The 14,479-nt window shown below is 66.0% G+C and carries 12 protein-coding genes and 1 pseudogene; 2 read left to right on the forward strand and 11 right to left on the reverse strand.

Annotation, left to right across the window (positions count from 1 at the left end; translation table 11 throughout):
• Nucleotides 1–138 precede the first annotated feature (138 nt).
• The 6 genes from ACFU5V_RS37195 to ACFU5V_RS37220 all read right to left on the reverse strand — a co-directional run bounded on the left by ACFU5V_RS37195 (nucleotide 139) and on the right by ACFU5V_RS37220 (nucleotide 7,126).
• Nucleotides 139–1,584 (reverse strand): aldehyde dehydrogenase family protein, encoded by a 1,446-nt coding sequence (locus ACFU5V_RS37195; protein ID WP_378705762.1) that lies wholly within the window; start codon nucleotides 1,582–1,584, stop codon nucleotides 139–141.
• Nucleotides 1,581–2,675, reverse strand: a complete 1,095-nt coding sequence (locus ACFU5V_RS37200; protein ID WP_378705764.1) for an alcohol dehydrogenase catalytic domain-containing protein — start codon at nucleotides 2,673–2,675, stop codon at nucleotides 1,581–1,583. Before ACFU5V_RS37200 ends, ACFU5V_RS37195 begins: the two co-directional genes overlap by 4 nt.
• 56 nt (nucleotides 2,676–2,731) lie before the next feature.
• A complete protein-coding gene (locus tag ACFU5V_RS37205) occupies nucleotides 2,732–3,913 on the reverse strand; it encodes an acyl-CoA dehydrogenase family protein (RefSeq protein ID WP_378705766.1) in 1,182 nt (393 codons plus the stop codon).
• Nucleotides 3,914–3,934: 21 nt separating this feature from the next.
• On the reverse strand, nucleotides 3,935–5,701 hold the full coding sequence (locus ACFU5V_RS37210; RefSeq protein ID WP_378705768.1) for an FUSC family protein: 1,767 nt from the start codon (nucleotides 5,699–5,701) through the stop codon (nucleotides 3,935–3,937).
• A gap of 72 nt (nucleotides 5,702–5,773) precedes the next feature.
• Nucleotides 5,774–6,595 carry an NAD(P)-dependent oxidoreductase gene (locus ACFU5V_RS37215; RefSeq protein ID WP_378705770.1) on the reverse strand — a complete coding sequence of 274 codons (822 nt, stop codon included), beginning with the start codon at nucleotides 6,593–6,595 and terminating at the stop codon, nucleotides 5,774–5,776.
• A 111-nt stretch (nucleotides 6,596–6,706) separates the two neighbouring features.
• Entirely contained in the window at nucleotides 6,707–7,126 is a 420-nt protein-coding gene (locus ACFU5V_RS37220; protein ID WP_378705772.1) for a carboxymuconolactone decarboxylase family protein, read from the reverse strand.
• Nucleotides 7,127–7,230: 104 nt separating this feature from the next.
• Here ACFU5V_RS37220 and ACFU5V_RS37225 point away from each other — a divergent pair, with 104 nt between their 5' ends.
• A complete protein-coding gene (locus ACFU5V_RS37225) occupies nucleotides 7,231–7,872 on the forward strand; it encodes a TetR/AcrR family transcriptional regulator (protein WP_378705774.1) in 642 nt (213 codons plus the stop codon).
• A gap of 54 nt (nucleotides 7,873–7,926) precedes the next feature.
• Here ACFU5V_RS37225 and ACFU5V_RS37230 read toward each other — a convergent pair.
• The 5 genes and pseudogenes from ACFU5V_RS37230 to ACFU5V_RS37250 form a co-directional block, all read right to left on the reverse strand.
• Nucleotides 7,927–8,181 (reverse strand): annotated as a pseudogene (locus ACFU5V_RS37230) (acetyl-CoA C-acyltransferase); the annotation flags it as partial.
• A 10-nt stretch (nucleotides 8,182–8,191) separates the two neighbouring features.
• Nucleotides 8,192–9,349, reverse strand: coding sequence for an acyl-CoA dehydrogenase family protein (locus ACFU5V_RS37235; RefSeq protein WP_378705776.1), 1,158 nt, complete (start codon nucleotides 9,347–9,349; stop codon nucleotides 8,192–8,194).
• 40 nt (nucleotides 9,350–9,389) lie between these two features.
• On the reverse strand, nucleotides 9,390–10,328 hold the full coding sequence (locus ACFU5V_RS37240) for an NAD(P)-dependent oxidoreductase (protein WP_378705778.1): 939 nt from the start codon (nucleotides 10,326–10,328) through the stop codon (nucleotides 9,390–9,392).
• Nucleotides 10,329–10,385: 57 nt separating this feature from the next.
• Entirely contained in the window at nucleotides 10,386–11,645 is a 1,260-nt protein-coding gene (locus ACFU5V_RS37245) for an MFS transporter (RefSeq protein ID WP_378705780.1), read from the reverse strand.
• Nucleotides 11,646–12,304: 659 nt separating this feature from the next.
• Complete coding sequence (locus ACFU5V_RS37250; protein WP_378705782.1) at nucleotides 12,305–13,270, reverse strand: LysR family transcriptional regulator; 966 nt, start codon at nucleotides 13,268–13,270, stop codon at nucleotides 12,305–12,307.
• A 389-nt stretch (nucleotides 13,271–13,659) separates the two neighbouring features.
• Here ACFU5V_RS37250 and ACFU5V_RS37255 point away from each other — a divergent pair, with 389 nt between their 5' ends.
• On the forward strand, nucleotides 13,660–14,436 hold the full coding sequence (locus ACFU5V_RS37255; protein ID WP_378705785.1) for a CoA transferase subunit A: 777 nt from the start codon (nucleotides 13,660–13,662) through the stop codon (nucleotides 14,434–14,436).
• Nucleotides 14,437–14,479: the final 43 nt, after the last annotated feature.

A 14,479-nucleotide genomic window follows, 5' to 3' on the forward strand; every position in this document is an offset into this window, starting at 1 on the left:
TGGGGCGAATGTCGCAGTGGAACGGCGACGGCGACCGTCATCGCCGCCAACACACCCGGCTGCGCGGACTTCGGCACCCGGCCGCACGAGTGAGCGGCGTGGGCGCAATGCCCACGCCGCTCAAGTGTTTTCGATGTATCAGCGTTGGATCGACTGGGTCGTCAGGAAGTCCTCCAGCCCGAACGAGCCGAACTCCCTCCCGTACCCGGAATCGCCGAATCCACCGAACGGCGCAGCGGGGTTGAACTGACCGCCGTTCACCTCGACCTGACCGGCGCGGATCCTCCAGGCCGTCGACTCGGCGAGCGTGCTGTCGGCACCCCACACGCCGGCGGCCAGCCCGTAGCGGGTGTCGTTCGCGATCGCGACGGCGTCGTCGAGGTCGTCGTACGGTTGCAGCACGAGCACCGGGCCGAAGACCTCCTCCCTCGACACCTCGGCCTGACGTCCCCGATCGGTGAACACCGTCGGGCGCACGTAGTAGCCCACCTCGAGTCCGTCGGGCGCGTCGGTGCCGCCGTGCACGAGTCGCACCCCGTCAGCGATGGCACGCTCGATGAATCCGCGCACGGTCGAGCGCTGACCGTCCGAGACCACCGGGCCCATCCGCGTGCGGTCACCGAAGGGGTCGCCGACCGGGAAGGTCGACACGGCGGCGGTGAGCACCTCCTCAGCGAGCGACACACGTCGTTGTGGCACGACGAGCCGTGTCAACGCGCTGCACATCTGGCCGGAGTTGATGAACGACCCCGACACCACTCGACGCAGCGCCTTCTCGTAGGCGGTGTCGTCGAGGTCGTCGAGCAGGACGGCGGGCGACTTGCCGCCGAGCTCGAGCGAGGTCGGGCGGGCACGCTCGCCGGCGAGGGACGCGACACGCGACCCGGCGCCGGTCGATCCGGTGAAGGAGACCATGTCCACCGACGGATGCCGCACGAGAGCCTCGCCGATGCGCGCGCCCGCGCCGGTCACCATGTTGAACACACCTCGCGGGAGGCCGAGACCGTCGATTATCTCGGCGAGAACAAAGGCGGCGAGCGGTGTCACCCCTGCCGGCTTCAGCACGACTGTTGCGCCCGCGGCCAGCGCGCCACCGACCTTGGCGGCGATCTGGTGAAGCGGGAAGTTCCACGGGGTGATCGCGGCCACGACCCCCACGGGTACGGACCGCACGAGCGAGTTGCCGATCGTCGTCTCGAACTCGTGGGTCTCCACGGCGTCGGCGAGCGCCGCGAAGTCCTTGATCGCCAGCCCGACCTGGATCGCCCGGCTCAGCGGGCGGGGCATGCCCAGATCGAGGGTGATCAGATCGGCCAGCTCCTCGGCCCGCTGCTCGAGCCCGTCCGCGATCGCACGGCAGGCCGCCGCCCGCTGGGCCGCGGGCACGGCCGACCACACCGGCAGCGCCGCTGCCGCGGCCTCGCAGGCGGCATCGATGTCGGCCTCGGTGCCACTCGGGATGTGGGCGATGACCTCCTCTGTCGCCGGATTGCGCACCTCGATGCGGTCGTGGCTGGACGCTGGTTGCCAGCGGCCGCCGATGTATATCCGCGACGTGTCCGGGATCGTGGACGTGGTGGTCATGCCGCACCTCCCTCGATCAGGATGACGGTCCGGGCGCCCCGGCCGTCGCGCATGTCGGCGAACGCCGTGTCGATCCCGGTGAGATCGCTGGTCGACGTCCTGAGTGCGGGAAGGTCGAGCCGTCCGCTCGCGTTCAGCTCGAGTAGTCGCGGTATGTCGACGTCGGGGTCGCTCCGACCGTAGACACAACCGTGGAGACTGCGCCCGAACCAGTAGAGCTCGAGCGCGGTGAACTCGACCTTGCTGTCCTTGCCGCCGACACCGACGACGGTGACCACTCCGCCGCGGCGGGTCGCCGACCACGCGGCCCGGGTGGTGACCGCACCGCCGACGCAGTCGAACGCGTGGTCGGCCCCGCGTCCGCCGGTCAGCTCCCGGACCCGTCGGGTCGCGTCCGGTCCGGCCGGCACGAAGTCGGTGACTCCGTGATCGCCGACGAGCTCACTCTTTTCCGCCGACGTGTCGATGCCGATGATCGGATCGGCCCCTGCGATGCGCGCGGCCTGGGCCACGGACACGCCGATGCCGCCGAGCCCGATGATGACGACGGACTGTCCCTTCTGCACGTCCGCGGTGTGGAACACGGCGCCGGCGCCGGTGAGCACCGCACACCCCATCACGGCGACATCGGACAGGTCGGTGTCCGCAGGCACCTGCACGACGGCACGCTCATCGACGATGGTTTCCTCCGCGAAGGCGCCGGTGCCGAGACCGGCATATACCGGAGTGCCGTCCGTCAGCTGCGCGTACGGCTCGGCCGCGGCGTCGTCGCCGCGCTCGCAGAGGTAGGGCTCGCCCTGCCGGCAGAACCAGCATTCGCCGCAGGACGGCGACCAGTTGAGCAGGACCTTGTCGCCGACACCGACGCGATTCACCTGCGAGCCGACGGCGATCACCGTGCCCGCGCCCTCGTGACCGAGAACGGCCGGCACCGGCTGTCGGAGTGTGCCGTTGGCGAGAGAAAGATCCGAGTGACACACACCCGCGGCGTACAGGCGGACGCGGACCTGCCGGGGGCCGGGCTCGGGGAGCACGATCTCGCAGATCTCGAGCGGCATCCCCGGTTCACGAAGTAGAGCTGCTTTCACCATTGTGTGTCCTTTCACCGGCACGCTGTCCGATCTGGTGGGATTTCGGTGCGACGGGCTCAGCGGAACGCGGCGATCCCGGTCACGGACTGGCCGACGGACAGTGCGTGCATCTCCTCGGTGCCCTCGTAGGTGAGGACTGTCTCGAGGTTCGCCATGTGCCGCATCACGGGATACTCGAGCGAGATTCCGTTGGCTCCCAACACGGTTCGTGCGCTGCGCGCAACATCGAGCGCTGCGCGTACGTTGGCCAGCTTGCCGACGCTGACCTGATGGTGGTGCAGCTGGCCGGCGTCCTTGAGCCGGCTGATCCGTAGGGACAACAGACTGGCCCGGTTCACCTCGACGACCATGTCTGCGAGCTTGCGCTGGGTCAGCTGGAACGATGCCAGTGGCCGGCCGAACTGCTCCCGAGTCAGTGCATAGTCCCGCGTCGCCAGGTAGCACGCGCGCGCCGCACCGACGACACCGGCGAGGATCCCGAACCGCGCCTCGTTCAGGCAGGTGAGCGGTCCGCGGAGGCCACGGACCTCGGGGAACGCCGCGTCCTGCGGCAACCTGACACCGTCGAGCACGAGCTCGGAGGTCACCGAGGCCCGCAGCGACAGCTTGTGTTTGATGACGGGCGCCGAGAAGCCGGGGGTGTCGGTCGGAACGACGAACCCGCGGATTCCCTCGTCCGTCTGCGCCCAGACGACCGCAACGTCTGCGACCGAGCCGTTGGTGATCCACATCTTCGTGCCGTCCAGCACCCAGTCCGACCCGGCGCGACGCGCCCGGGTCCGCATCGAGCCCGGGTCGCTGCCGGCATCCGGCTCGGTCAGGCCGAAGCAGCCGATGGCGTCACCGGCAGCCATCGCAGGCAGCCACGTGGTCTTGTGCTCCTCCGTGCCCCATCGGTGAATCGCCTTCATTGCGAGCGACCCCTGCACCGAGACGAAGCTACGCAGACCGGAGTCGACTGCCTCGAGCTCACGGCACGCGATGCCGTACGCCGTGGCACTCATCCCTGCGCAGCCGTACCCGTCGAGATGCATACCGAAGACGCCGAGCTTGCCGAACTTGGCGGCGAGTTCGCGGACGGGGAGAGCGCCCTCCTCGAACCACTCGCCGACGTGCGGGCTGAGCTCGTGGTGGGCGAAGTCGCGAACAGCGTCGCGGATGGCGAGGTCGTCACTGTCGAGCTCGGAGTCGACGTCGAGGAAGTCCGCAGGATCAGGGTGGGTGGTGTGAACAGGCATGCGGACAACATAGGGAGCCGGTCACGGCCCGCAGTGTCCGTTTTCGCAACACGTTCCGGCGCCCTCCGTCCGGCGCGTACGCCTCGGATGATCGAGCGCGGAGACACGCTCCAGGAGGGAGCGGACCTCGTCGGTGCGTGCGGTGATGTTCGATGCGGTGGGTGCTGCGTGCCAGCTGACCGCGAGCGCGGCGTGGGCGTGCTGTTGCACCGCGTGGACGACGTCGTGCCATCGCGTCAGGTGTCGGTCGTCGGCACCGAGTCGAGGCATCAAGTCCGCGCAGGCTAACACTTCGAACCGCAGATCACGGTGGGTCTTTCGGCCTTCTTCGGTGAAGGAACTGCCGGCGGCCGCGTGATCGAGTGCCGCTGTCGTCGCCCGCAGTGTGCGGGTGAGCTGCCGCTGCGCCGTCCGGATCGGCACACGGCGACCGGTGCTCACCAGTACGACAAGCGCGGTGGCTACGCCGATCAGGGTCGCGAGGACGCGTTGCACGACGAGACAGGACGTGACGTCGACCGAGGTGATGGCAATGTTGGCCTGCAGGGTCATGACCGTGATGAAGCCCGCAGCCAGCGCGTAGTTGCGGGGAAGAAACAGATTCATCCCCCACACGGCGACGATGACAATGGTGAGCTGGAGCACGGGCGGTGGCTGAAGCGGTTCCACGGCACTGATGACCAGTACCCCGACCAGCGTGCCGGCCAGTCGGTGACCTGCCCGCAAGAAGGTCGAGCCGCGGTCCAGGCCGCCGTGCAGCACGATCGTCGCCGACAGCACTGCCCAGTACGAGTGCCCGACGTGCAGAGCGAGGGCGAGCACTCCGGCTGTCAGCCCGGCGCCGGCACAACGGAGGCCGACCAGCAGGGGCAAGCGGACCGGATCTCCGCCGAAGGTGCGTCGCAGCAGATAGCGTGCAGAAGGCCGGCCAAGGGGGTGCGGGTACGGGCCGCTCCGTTCGTGCGCGGGGGCACCGGGATAGTCCTGCAGAAGCGCGCCGGTACCCAGTTGCCCGTGCAGCTGATGCAATTGCCGGCCGAGTTGGTGACGAACACGGCCCGGGGGGCGATGCTGCGATCGTGCAGCGCCCAGTACGGACGCGGCATGGTCGACGGCTGCTGTGGCGGTATGGCGCAGATGGCGTATCCGCTCCTCGTGCCGACCCGACTCTCCGGTCGAGGATGCCGCGTGGAGGAAGTCCTGGACGGCGGCTCGAGCGGCCGTGATTGCCTCGCGTTCCGGTGCGTGGCGGCGGAACAGGAGGTCGCTGAGGCTGAGTGTGGCGGTGAGCGCAGCGGACACCGCCGTCACCGTCACGATCGGCCATCCGTCGTCGGTGCTGCTTCCGAGGTATATCCCGATTGCACAGGCGTACAAGAGGTGGAGTGGTCCGGGGCCGGGTCCGAGAAAGAAGACGTGATATGCGACGGCCACCAGGAAGATGACGAGTGTCTGAGTTGCGATGGCGAGCGGGGGATGGGGTCCGACCCAGACGCCCAGCGCCATCGAGGCCGGAAATATCGGGGCCACCGCCGCATACATCCGTAGTCGGGAGCGCAGCGATCGGCCGGTGTTCCACAGTGAGATGAGGGAGCCGAATACCGCCATGGCGCCGAGTTGTATGCCCGTGAACGCCGTCACAGCGATGAGGGACGCCGCCATGGGTGCGGTGGTCAGCGTACCGTGCAGCCAGGCACCGGGTAGGGGTGCGATGTGGAAGAACCGGTGAAGTTGCGAGGCGAGCCGCCGCTGCCACACCCGGGCGAGGTCGGGGAGGGCGGCCGGCATGTTCAGGATTTCCTTCCGTCGGAGAATGGGGGCTTCGATTGGTCGTCGCAGTGCAGGTCGGTTCAGTCCGGATTATCCGACCAGGCGTACCGGCTGCTTCACGCTGCCTTTCCCACCGTGTGTCAGCAGCGCGCGTGTGTCGCGGATCGACTGTGCGGCATCAGCATCGAAGGCCGTGGTCGGGAGTGCGCCGATCTCGCTGCGGAGCAGTTCCACATCTTTGAGTAGGAGGTCGTCCTGCACGTCGATGAAGTTGTCGCTCATCCAACTCCGACCGGACGACACGCCGATCACGTCGAGGAAGTCGTTCGCACGAATTCCGAGATCCTCGGCCAACGCGAGCATGTGGGCAGTGGAGAGCAGGTTGAAGGTGCCCAGGGTGTTGTTGAGGAGTTTCACGGTCGCTGCGTCACCGTAGTTGTGCATGCGAAACACGCGACCCGAAATGTCGGCGAGCAACACCTCCTCCGCGGGAGTGCACGGGGGACCGCTGAGGAATACGGTCATCGTGCCCTCACGCGCGCCGTGCGGGCCGCCCGATACCGGTGCCTCGAACACACGCCAGGATTCCGGTGTCGAGGAGAAGAGCCGCCGAGCGTCTCTCGCGGCGAGTGTCGTGACCACCATGACGGTCAATGATCTTCCTGAGCAATACCTCTGAAGCGCATCAAATACCGAGGTGACCTGATCTGCCGTTCGTACCGCGACGATGACGGTGTCCACGGCCGGCCAGTCAACGGCGTCGAGGACGGAGCCGGCGGGTGCTCGAGTAGCTGCCGCCCAGTCCTGGGCCCGATCCGGGGCGAGGTCGAATCCGTATACCTTCCGACCGAGTTCGGCGAGTCGTTCGCCGATGTTTGCTCCGATCGGTCCGAGGCCGAATACCATGTACATGTTGGAACTCCCGTGATTGTCGTGGCTGAATGCGGCGACGTCGACAAGGGGACTCGACGTCGGTGATATGTTCGAGTGGACGCTCGGAGCTGAACGAGCGAAAGTCCTGCCTCAGTTCGTGTGGACTGCTCGGCTGCCGTCGAAGCCACGCTGGGCAAGAACCGATTTGACGATGTTGAGCGCGTTCAACACGCGCGGGAACCCGATGTAGGGGATCAAGTGGGTGATGGCTCCGACGATGTCCTCCTTCGTCAGTCCTACGGTGAGGGCGGTGTTGACGTGGAGTTCGATCTGGGGGTCGGTGCCGAGGGTGACCAGAGACGAAATGGTCACCAGCGATTGTTCCTTCTTCGTCATCCCCCCGCGGGTGTAGATGTCACCGAACGCGAACTCGACCATGTATCGGGGCACATCGGGTGCGATGTCCTTCAGGTCGTCGGCGATCTTCAGGTGTGTCGCGACGTCCGGGTCGCCCGTGACGGTGTACTCCATCATCTTGTCGAGTCCGCGTTGGTACCGATCGGTGGTCATGCTGTGCTCCTGAGTTGTCGGGGTGTCGTCCCGCCTCAATATGAAACGCTACGTACCGTATTATTGTAGCGTGAGTACTTAGCTTAGCGAAAGGTGTAATCGAAGTGCGAAATCCCACAGGAGCCGAAGACGTCGGAACGTCTGGGGTTACTCGGCCGGGGGCTCGCGGTCGGCGCGCCCGGACGGAAAGGTTGGTCCTCGACGCCACGCGGGAATTGCTGGCGGAGTGCGGTGTTCGCGGATTGACCGTAGAAGGTGTGGCCACCCGATCAGGGGTGGCGAAGACGACGATCTACCGCCACTACCGGTCGAAGACCGATCTTGCTCTGGCGGTCCTGCTCGACATGGTCGACGATGTGGGCACACCGAGAGAGGTGGGGGACGCATGCGTTGAACTGGCGGCCGTCGTCGACCGGACCGTCGAGCTCTTACGCTCCACCCTGATGGGGCGCATCATGAAGGGCCTGGTCTCGGAGGTCGCCGCGGATCCCGAGTTGGCGCGCGCGTACCGGGAACGCGTGGTCAACCGCCGGCTGGAGGATGTTCGCCGCGTGGTGGAGCAGGGCATCGCCAGGGGAGAGTTGCGACCGGATCTCGATCCCGAGATGGTGACCGACCTCCTGCTGGGACCCATCTACTACAGGTTGTTCCTCAGCGGCTCGCCCTTGGACGACGACTTCGGGGAAAGGCTCGTGAATGCCTTGCGTTCGGCTATCTGCCGCGAGGGGGCGCCCCGACCGGGGTAACTATTGGTGAGACTGTTCAGCCTGATCGCGGACGTCGGTGCGGGTGTCGGCGCCCCGCGGGCCTTGCCCGTCCGGTACCTGCACTCCGAGTCCGGCGTCGAGTGCGGCCACCCCGCCGAGGGCCGGTGCTCGGCGGGGTGGCGCGCCCTGATCCAGCGTCACGCCGACCACCTTCGATCCGGGGATGCCGGTGCGAGTGAAAGGTTCGGTGATCACGGTTGCGGCGAGCGTCTCGGCGGTGACGTCGCGGACCACACCGCCGAATCGTCCGACCGGTGTTCGCCGGGGTTCGTATCCGAATGTTTGGATGCTGGCACGGTCACATCGCGTCGATCCCGGTCAGGGCGCGTCCGATGATCAATTTCTGCACCTGGCTGGTGCCCTCGTACAGCGTCAGGACGCGGGCGTCGCGCAGGTACTTGCCCATGGGGTATTCGTCGATGAAGCCGTAGCCGCCGAAGACCTGCAGGCAGTTGTTGCTGACTTTGACTGCGGTCTCGCTGGCAACGAGTTTGGCCATCGACGATGGGAGGGTGATCTCCTTCGAGGACGCGCCGGCATCGACCAGGCTCGCGGCCCGCCAGGTGAGCAACCGCGCCGATTCGATCTCGACTGCGGAGTCCGCGAGGAGTTCTTGCACCAATTGCTTCGAGGCGATCGGCACGCCGAATTGTGTGCGTTCGGTGGAGTAGCGGACCGCCGCGTTGAGCGCGGCCTGGGCGACTCCGACGCCGCCGGCGGCGACCGAGATGCGCCCCTTGGCCAGCGCGGACAGGGCGATCGACAGGCCCTTCCCGACCTCGCCCAGGCGTGCGGTGTCCGGCACCCGCACGTCCTGGAATGACAGTGACGCGGTGGCCTGTCCGCGCAAGCCGAGCTTGCCGTGGATGGTGGTGGCGGTGAAGCCGTCGCTGTCGGTGGGGACGAGGAAGGCGGTGATGCCCCTGCCGCCGTCGTCGGAGGTGCGGGCGAAGACCAACGCCACCTTCGCCCAGGTGCCGTTGGTGATGAACATCTTCTCGCCGTTGAGGATCCAGTCGTCCCCGTCCCGCTTGGCGCGGGTGCGCAGCGATCCGGCGTCCGAGCCGCTGTCCGGTTCGGTGAGCGCGAAGCAGCCCAGGGCGTCGCCGCTGGTCAGTTGCGGCAGCCAGTGGCGCTTCTGGTCCTCGGTGCCGTAGTGGGCGATGGTTTTGCTCACCAGTCCGAGGGAGACGGAGACGATTCCGCGCACCGACGAATCACCGCGCCCGAGTTCCTCGCAGACCAGGGCGTAGCTGAGCATGTCGACCTCGGTGCCGCCGTACTGCTCGTCGATGGTCAGGCCGAGGAAGCCGAGTTCACCGAGGCGCCGCACGATCTCGGGGTCGACGGACTCGTCCCGGTCCCAGTCGCGGATGTTCGGAACGATCTCGGCGTCGACGAAGTCGGCTGCCATCTGACGCACACTCTGCTGGGTGTCGTCCAAGGTGAAGTCCATGCGGTGTCCTCTGAAAGAATGCGAATTGTCTGCGGTTCGGCTACTTGTTTTCGTCGAACCCTGCGATGGCCCCGGTCGGACTGGCCAGCTTGGCAATCAATGAACAATCCCGACCGGCCAGGCCCTCGTCGATGAGTGTCTGGAACTGATCGGCGGCCAGCCGAGCAGCCGGAAGGTTCACGCCCGTCTCCTGCCCGGCGGCCAGGGCCAGAGTCATGTCCTTGAGAGCACCCTGTACCGGGAAGTTCGGCGCGAAGTTCCGGTTGGCCGGCGCCGTCTCGACCACACCGGGGACGGGATACCAGGTCTTCAGCGGCCACGAGCTCCCGGAGGACACCGATGCGATCTCCCAGAAGACCTGGGGATCCAGGCCGAGGTGTTGCGCCAGTTGGCTGCCCTCCGCCGTCGCCATCAGGCAGGTGAAGAGCATCATGTTGTTGCAGATCTTGGCGGCAATGCCCGCTGTCGGGCCACCGGCGCGGATGACCGAGGACGCCAAGGGTGCCAGGACGGGTTCCGCGCGATCGAGGACTTCGGCGGTCCCCCCGACCATGACGGTGAGCGTGCCGGCAGCTGCCCCGGGGCCGCCGCCCGACACCGGGGCGTCGATGAAGTCGAACCCCCTGATGCGTGACTCCTCGTGACACCAGCGGCTGAGGGAAACGTCGACGGTCGACGCATCGATGATGAGGGCGCCCCGGGGTGCGTTCTGCCAGACCCCATCCGGCCCGTCCAGGACGGTCTTCACGTGGTCCCCGGTGGGGAGCATCGTGAAGACGACGTGGGCGCTCCTGACCGCATCGGCCACGGATTCGCTGAGGTGGACTCCGGCCTCACCCGCTTGGGTTCGGGCCTGCTCGCTCGGATCGACTCCGAGGACAGTGTGTCCGGCACGAACCAGGTTGGAGGCCATGGGCCCGCCCATGATGCCCAACCCGATCCAAGCGATGGTGGCCTTCGGGTTCTCGGTGGATCTCACACATGCCTCCGATAATGCGTTCAGGAAATGGATTGGGGTGCGGGTTCCGGGGCTGCCTCAGGCGGCTTGCCAATTGTTGTGGTTGCGACGGATCAGCATGCCCGCGACGGAGACCAGCATCATGACGGCGGCGTAGATGGCCACTGCAACCCAGGAACCCGTCTGGTCGAGCAGGGCCACGGAGATCACAGGCGTCAGTCCGCCGGTAATCGCGGACGCCGCCTGGTACCCGAAGGACACGCCCGTGTAGCGAACACTACCGGAGAAGAGTTCGGCCATATAGGTACTCAGGGGGCCGTAGAGAAGGCCCATGAACGCGAGACCGAGGGCGAAGGCGATCGCGGCGAACCCGTAGTTCCGAGAATCGACCAGGGGGAACATGACGAAGATTGCGAACGCGAAACCCACCACGCCGACCAGCATCGGCAGCCAGCGCACTGTCTTGTCCGACCAGTAACCGCCGATGAAGATGAAGATCAGGAACGAGACGGCGGCAATCATCGCCAACGAGTTCGAGGCCTCGATGGTGAATCCCGCTGAGTTGCGGGCGTAGGACAACAGGAAGACGGTGGTCAGGTAGTAGCCGGCGAACTGGCCGACGGGGACCAGGATCGATTTGAGGACCTCGAGGGGGTGTTCGCGGAACAGCCTGATGAACGGAACGCGCTGCTGAGGCTCGGCCGACGTCGCAACCTCGCTCTGGATCCGATGGAATTCGCTGGATTCCTCCAGCTTCACTCGGATGTACAGACCGACGCCCACCATGATCGCACTGGTCAAGAACGGTATGCGCCACCCCCACTCGGTCATCTGCTCTTCCGTGGTCAGTGAGGCGGTGAGAGCGATGACGGCGGTCGCCAGGAGGAAGCCGATGGGCGAGGCGGCGCCGAGGAACGCGCCGAAGAATCCCCGGCGGCCTTGGGCTTTGGCGTTCTCCACGACCATGAGCACCGCTCCGCCGTATTCACCACCGAGGGCGAATCCCTGGAGTACGCGGAGCAGAATCAGCAGGATCGGCGCGAGAACTCCGATTTTGGCGTACGACGGAAGCAGTCCGATGGCGAACGTGGACAGTCCCATCATCAGCAGGGCAACCACGAGGACCTTGCGCCGACCGTAACGGTCCCCGAAGTGTCCCAGGACGACGGCGCCGAGGGGCCGCATGAAGAACGCCACGGCAAACGTGGCCATCGAAGCCATGGTGCTGAGCCATTCGTTGTCGCTGGGGAAGAAGACCGGACCGAGCAGAAGTGCCGACATCGAACCGAAGATGAAGAAGTCGTACCACTCGATCGCCGTTCCGACCATGGAGGCCATGACGACTTTCTTGAGTGAACCGCCCTGAGATCGATTACCCGGCGATGGACTCGGGGTGGCAGCTACTCGGGCACTGTCCGGGAGAGAGCTGGGGGAGGAAGTACTCAAAGCGGGCTCCTGCGTTAATACATGAACGACGTACCGCGTGCCGCGACTTTGTCTGCAAGGGGGACAGGTGCGGCGAAGACGTCGGGCATGAAGTGCCAGATGTGATGGTGAACACGCTACGGACCCATTGATCACGAGTCCAATAGCGATATCCCAACAGGCGATAAGCGAAATGCATCAGTTGTGCGGTGCTTGGTCCACGGCGAAGTGAGTCATGTGGATTCGTTATCAGTTCCCTATTCGGGTGACCTGCTGTTGACGCCGGCACGGTTCACCCGGCCACCGTGGTTTTTCCGGTGGGTCCCGAGGAGGGTTGCCCGACCGGCATCAATGGACGGTGGGCCATCCCAGGCGCCACGATTGGCGTCGGAGTAGCTCATGGAGATCGCGACCGACGGTCGAGCGTGGCGCTAAATGCCCTGGTCTCGGGGCGGGAACGGTCGCGCTCGCCACCGTGGGAGTTCGTTTCGTTGCTCATGGCCGTACTGACGCTTGCGCGGTGCGGTGTGACATGCCGCTCCGATTATTCGATTCAGTCACAGGAATGGGGATTATCGCGGGGCCACGGGCATGTCTTCATGGGCTGTTCCCCGGCCGGCGACGTCGCGTGTCGGGTGCGGCGCGTCGTTCGGTGTCGGGAGGGTCTCCTCGGCGAGGGCCAGCACCGCCCTGGTCGCAGGAGTTGCCTGCTCGCTGTGCCAGGTGAGGATTGCCGGGATCGGAGCGGGCTCCGGTAGCAGCGGACGATAGACCAGTCCCGGGATGCTGATGTGCTGCACCGAGGCCTCGGTGATGGAGATCCCGACGCCGGCGGCCACGAGGCTGAGGATCGAATACGAATCGGGTGCCTCCTGGATGACGTTCGGCCGGAACCCGGCAGCCTCACCCACCTTCATCAGGGCTTCGCGGACCCGCACGCCGCCGGTGCTCGGGTAGGTCACGAATTGCTCGTCGGACAGGTCCTCGAGCCGGACCGCGTCCCGGGAGGCCAGGGGGTGGTCAGCGGGCAGGGCCAGGACGACCGACTCCATCTCGTACACGCGATAATCGACTTGGTCCTCGGTCACGGGCAATCGGCTGAAGCCGATATCCAACTGCTTGCCTCGCACCATCGCACTGGCCACGCCGGAATATACTTGGCCGCGCAACTCCAGTTCCACACCCGGCAGTCGGGCCCGCACCGCTCGGGCAAGCCGGGGTATGGCCTTGCTGGCGCAGGTGCCCGCAAACCCGATGGAGACGTTGCCGACCACGTCCGACGGATCCAGATGTACCGCGCGCTGGGCGATCCGGGAGGCTTCGAGTAATCGGTAGGCCGGTTCGAGGAACGACTGCCCGGCCGCCGTGAGCGACACGGCGCGGGTGTTTCGGTGCAGCAACCGCACGCCGACGTCCTTTTCCAGCGCTCGGATCTGCTGGCTGACCGCCGGCTGGGTCATGTTGAGCCGCTCGGCGGCCCTGCCGAAGTGCAGTTCCTCGGCCACCGCGAGGAACGTCTGGACCTGACGGAGCTCCATACCCGCCCCTCAGTGAATCGAACTGGTTATTAGATAGGGCAAATCCATTCTTGCACCTTCTCGATGGTCGACGTCAATCGTGAAAGACAGCCTCGCGGGGCGCCCGCGGCTCGCGGGGAGCGAGGACTCCTGATGCGGGTCGTTTCATCTCGAGCAGCATTGATAAGAATAGTGCATCGAGTTGTTCAAACTTATGATTGGACTTACTTGATTCTCGGTGTCAACCTTTTCTCAGTGTTGCCACAGTCACATGCGCTCTCATGTCGGCTCGTGCGACCGCCGATCGGCCGACGGCGCATTGCCTGCCTGTCCGTCGTCGAGCCTTCCCACGGCGAAGACAGCTCCGTCCTCCCGAAGGTTCTCCAACGCAATCAACATCGAAAGGTTCGATGACAGTGGACAAGACAATTGCCAACGCTGCAGACGCGGTGGCCGACATCCCCTCGGGAGCGAGGCTGGCCGTGGGCGGGTTCGGAGTGTGCGGCATCCCGGCGGTGCTCATCGACGCGGTGTGCGAGCTCGGCATCGACAAGTTGGAAGTCATCTCCAACAACGCCGGCATCGATGGCGTCGGCCTGGGGCGGCTTCTCGCCGCCCACCGGCTGCGGCGCGTGGTGGCGTCCTACGTGGGGGAGAACGCCGAATTCGCTCGCCAGTACTTGGACGGCGAGCTCGAGGTCGAGTTGACTCCCCAAGGCACCCTTGCGGAGCGGCTGCGTGCGGCCGGTGCGGGAATCCCCGGTTTCTACACCATGACCGGTGCCGGCACCCAGGTCGCCGAAGGTGGCCTGCCCTGGAAGTACGACGCGGACGGCAACGTCACCACGTTCTCGCCGGCCAAGAATGTCCGTGTCTTCGATACATTCGGCGAGGAGAAGGGGTACGTCCTCGAAGAGGCGCTGGTAGCCGATTTTGCGTTGGTCCGTGCGGCCGTCGGCGACCGTCACGGCAACCTGAGGTTCAACGCGTCCGCCCGGAACTTCAATCCGGTGGCCGCCATGGCCGGGCGCATCGCGATTGCCGAGGTGGAGGAACTGGTGGAGCCGGGAGAACTGAAACCCGAAGACATCGACCTTCCCGGGATCTACATCCACCGGGTGGTCCCCCTGACCGCAGCGCAGGCCGCCGACAAGGGGATCGAGAAGCTGGTGGTCCGGGAACGTTGAGACTGCCCCGGTCGGCTATCGGGGCAGTCGAGCGCACATCGAA

The organism is Rhodococcus sp. NPDC057529 (genome assembly GCF_042802055.1).
In the GTDB taxonomy this organism is placed as follows: Bacteria; Actinomycetota; Actinomycetes; order Mycobacteriales; family Mycobacteriaceae; genus Rhodococcus_F.

Excerpts from the sequence above, each read along its gene's own strand:
- ACFU5V_RS37195 (WP_378705762.1), bottom strand. The coding sequence starts at position 1,584 with ATGACCACCACGTCCACGATCCCGGACACGTCGCGGATATACATCGGC.
- ACFU5V_RS37200 (WP_378705764.1), bottom strand. The coding sequence starts at position 2,675 with ATGGTGAAAGCAGCTCTACTTCGTGAACCGGGGATGCCGCTCGAGATC.
- ACFU5V_RS37205 (WP_378705766.1), bottom strand. The coding sequence starts at position 3,913 with ATGCCTGTTCACACCACCCACCCTGATCCTGCGGACTTCCTCGACGTC.
- ACFU5V_RS37210 (WP_378705768.1), bottom strand. The coding sequence starts at position 5,701 with ATGCCGGCCGCCCTCCCCGACCTCGCCCGGGTGTGGCAGCGGCGGCTC.
- ACFU5V_RS37215 (WP_378705770.1), bottom strand. The coding sequence starts at position 6,595 with ATGTACATGGTATTCGGCCTCGGACCGATCGGAGCAAACATCGGCGAA.
- ACFU5V_RS37220 (WP_378705772.1), bottom strand. The coding sequence starts at position 7,126 with ATGACCACCGATCGGTACCAACGCGGACTCGACAAGATGATGGAGTAC.
- ACFU5V_RS37235 (WP_378705776.1), bottom strand. The coding sequence starts at position 9,349 with ATGGACTTCACCTTGGACGACACCCAGCAGAGTGTGCGTCAGATGGCA.
- ACFU5V_RS37245 (WP_378705780.1), bottom strand. The coding sequence starts at position 11,645 with ATGGCCTCCATGGTCGGAACGGCGATCGAGTGGTACGACTTCTTCATC.
- ACFU5V_RS37250 (WP_378705782.1), bottom strand. The coding sequence starts at position 13,270 with ATGGAGCTCCGTCAGGTCCAGACGTTCCTCGCGGTGGCCGAGGAACTG.
- ACFU5V_RS37255 (WP_378705785.1), top strand. The coding sequence starts at position 13,660 with ATGACAGTGGACAAGACAATTGCCAACGCTGCAGACGCGGTGGCCGAC.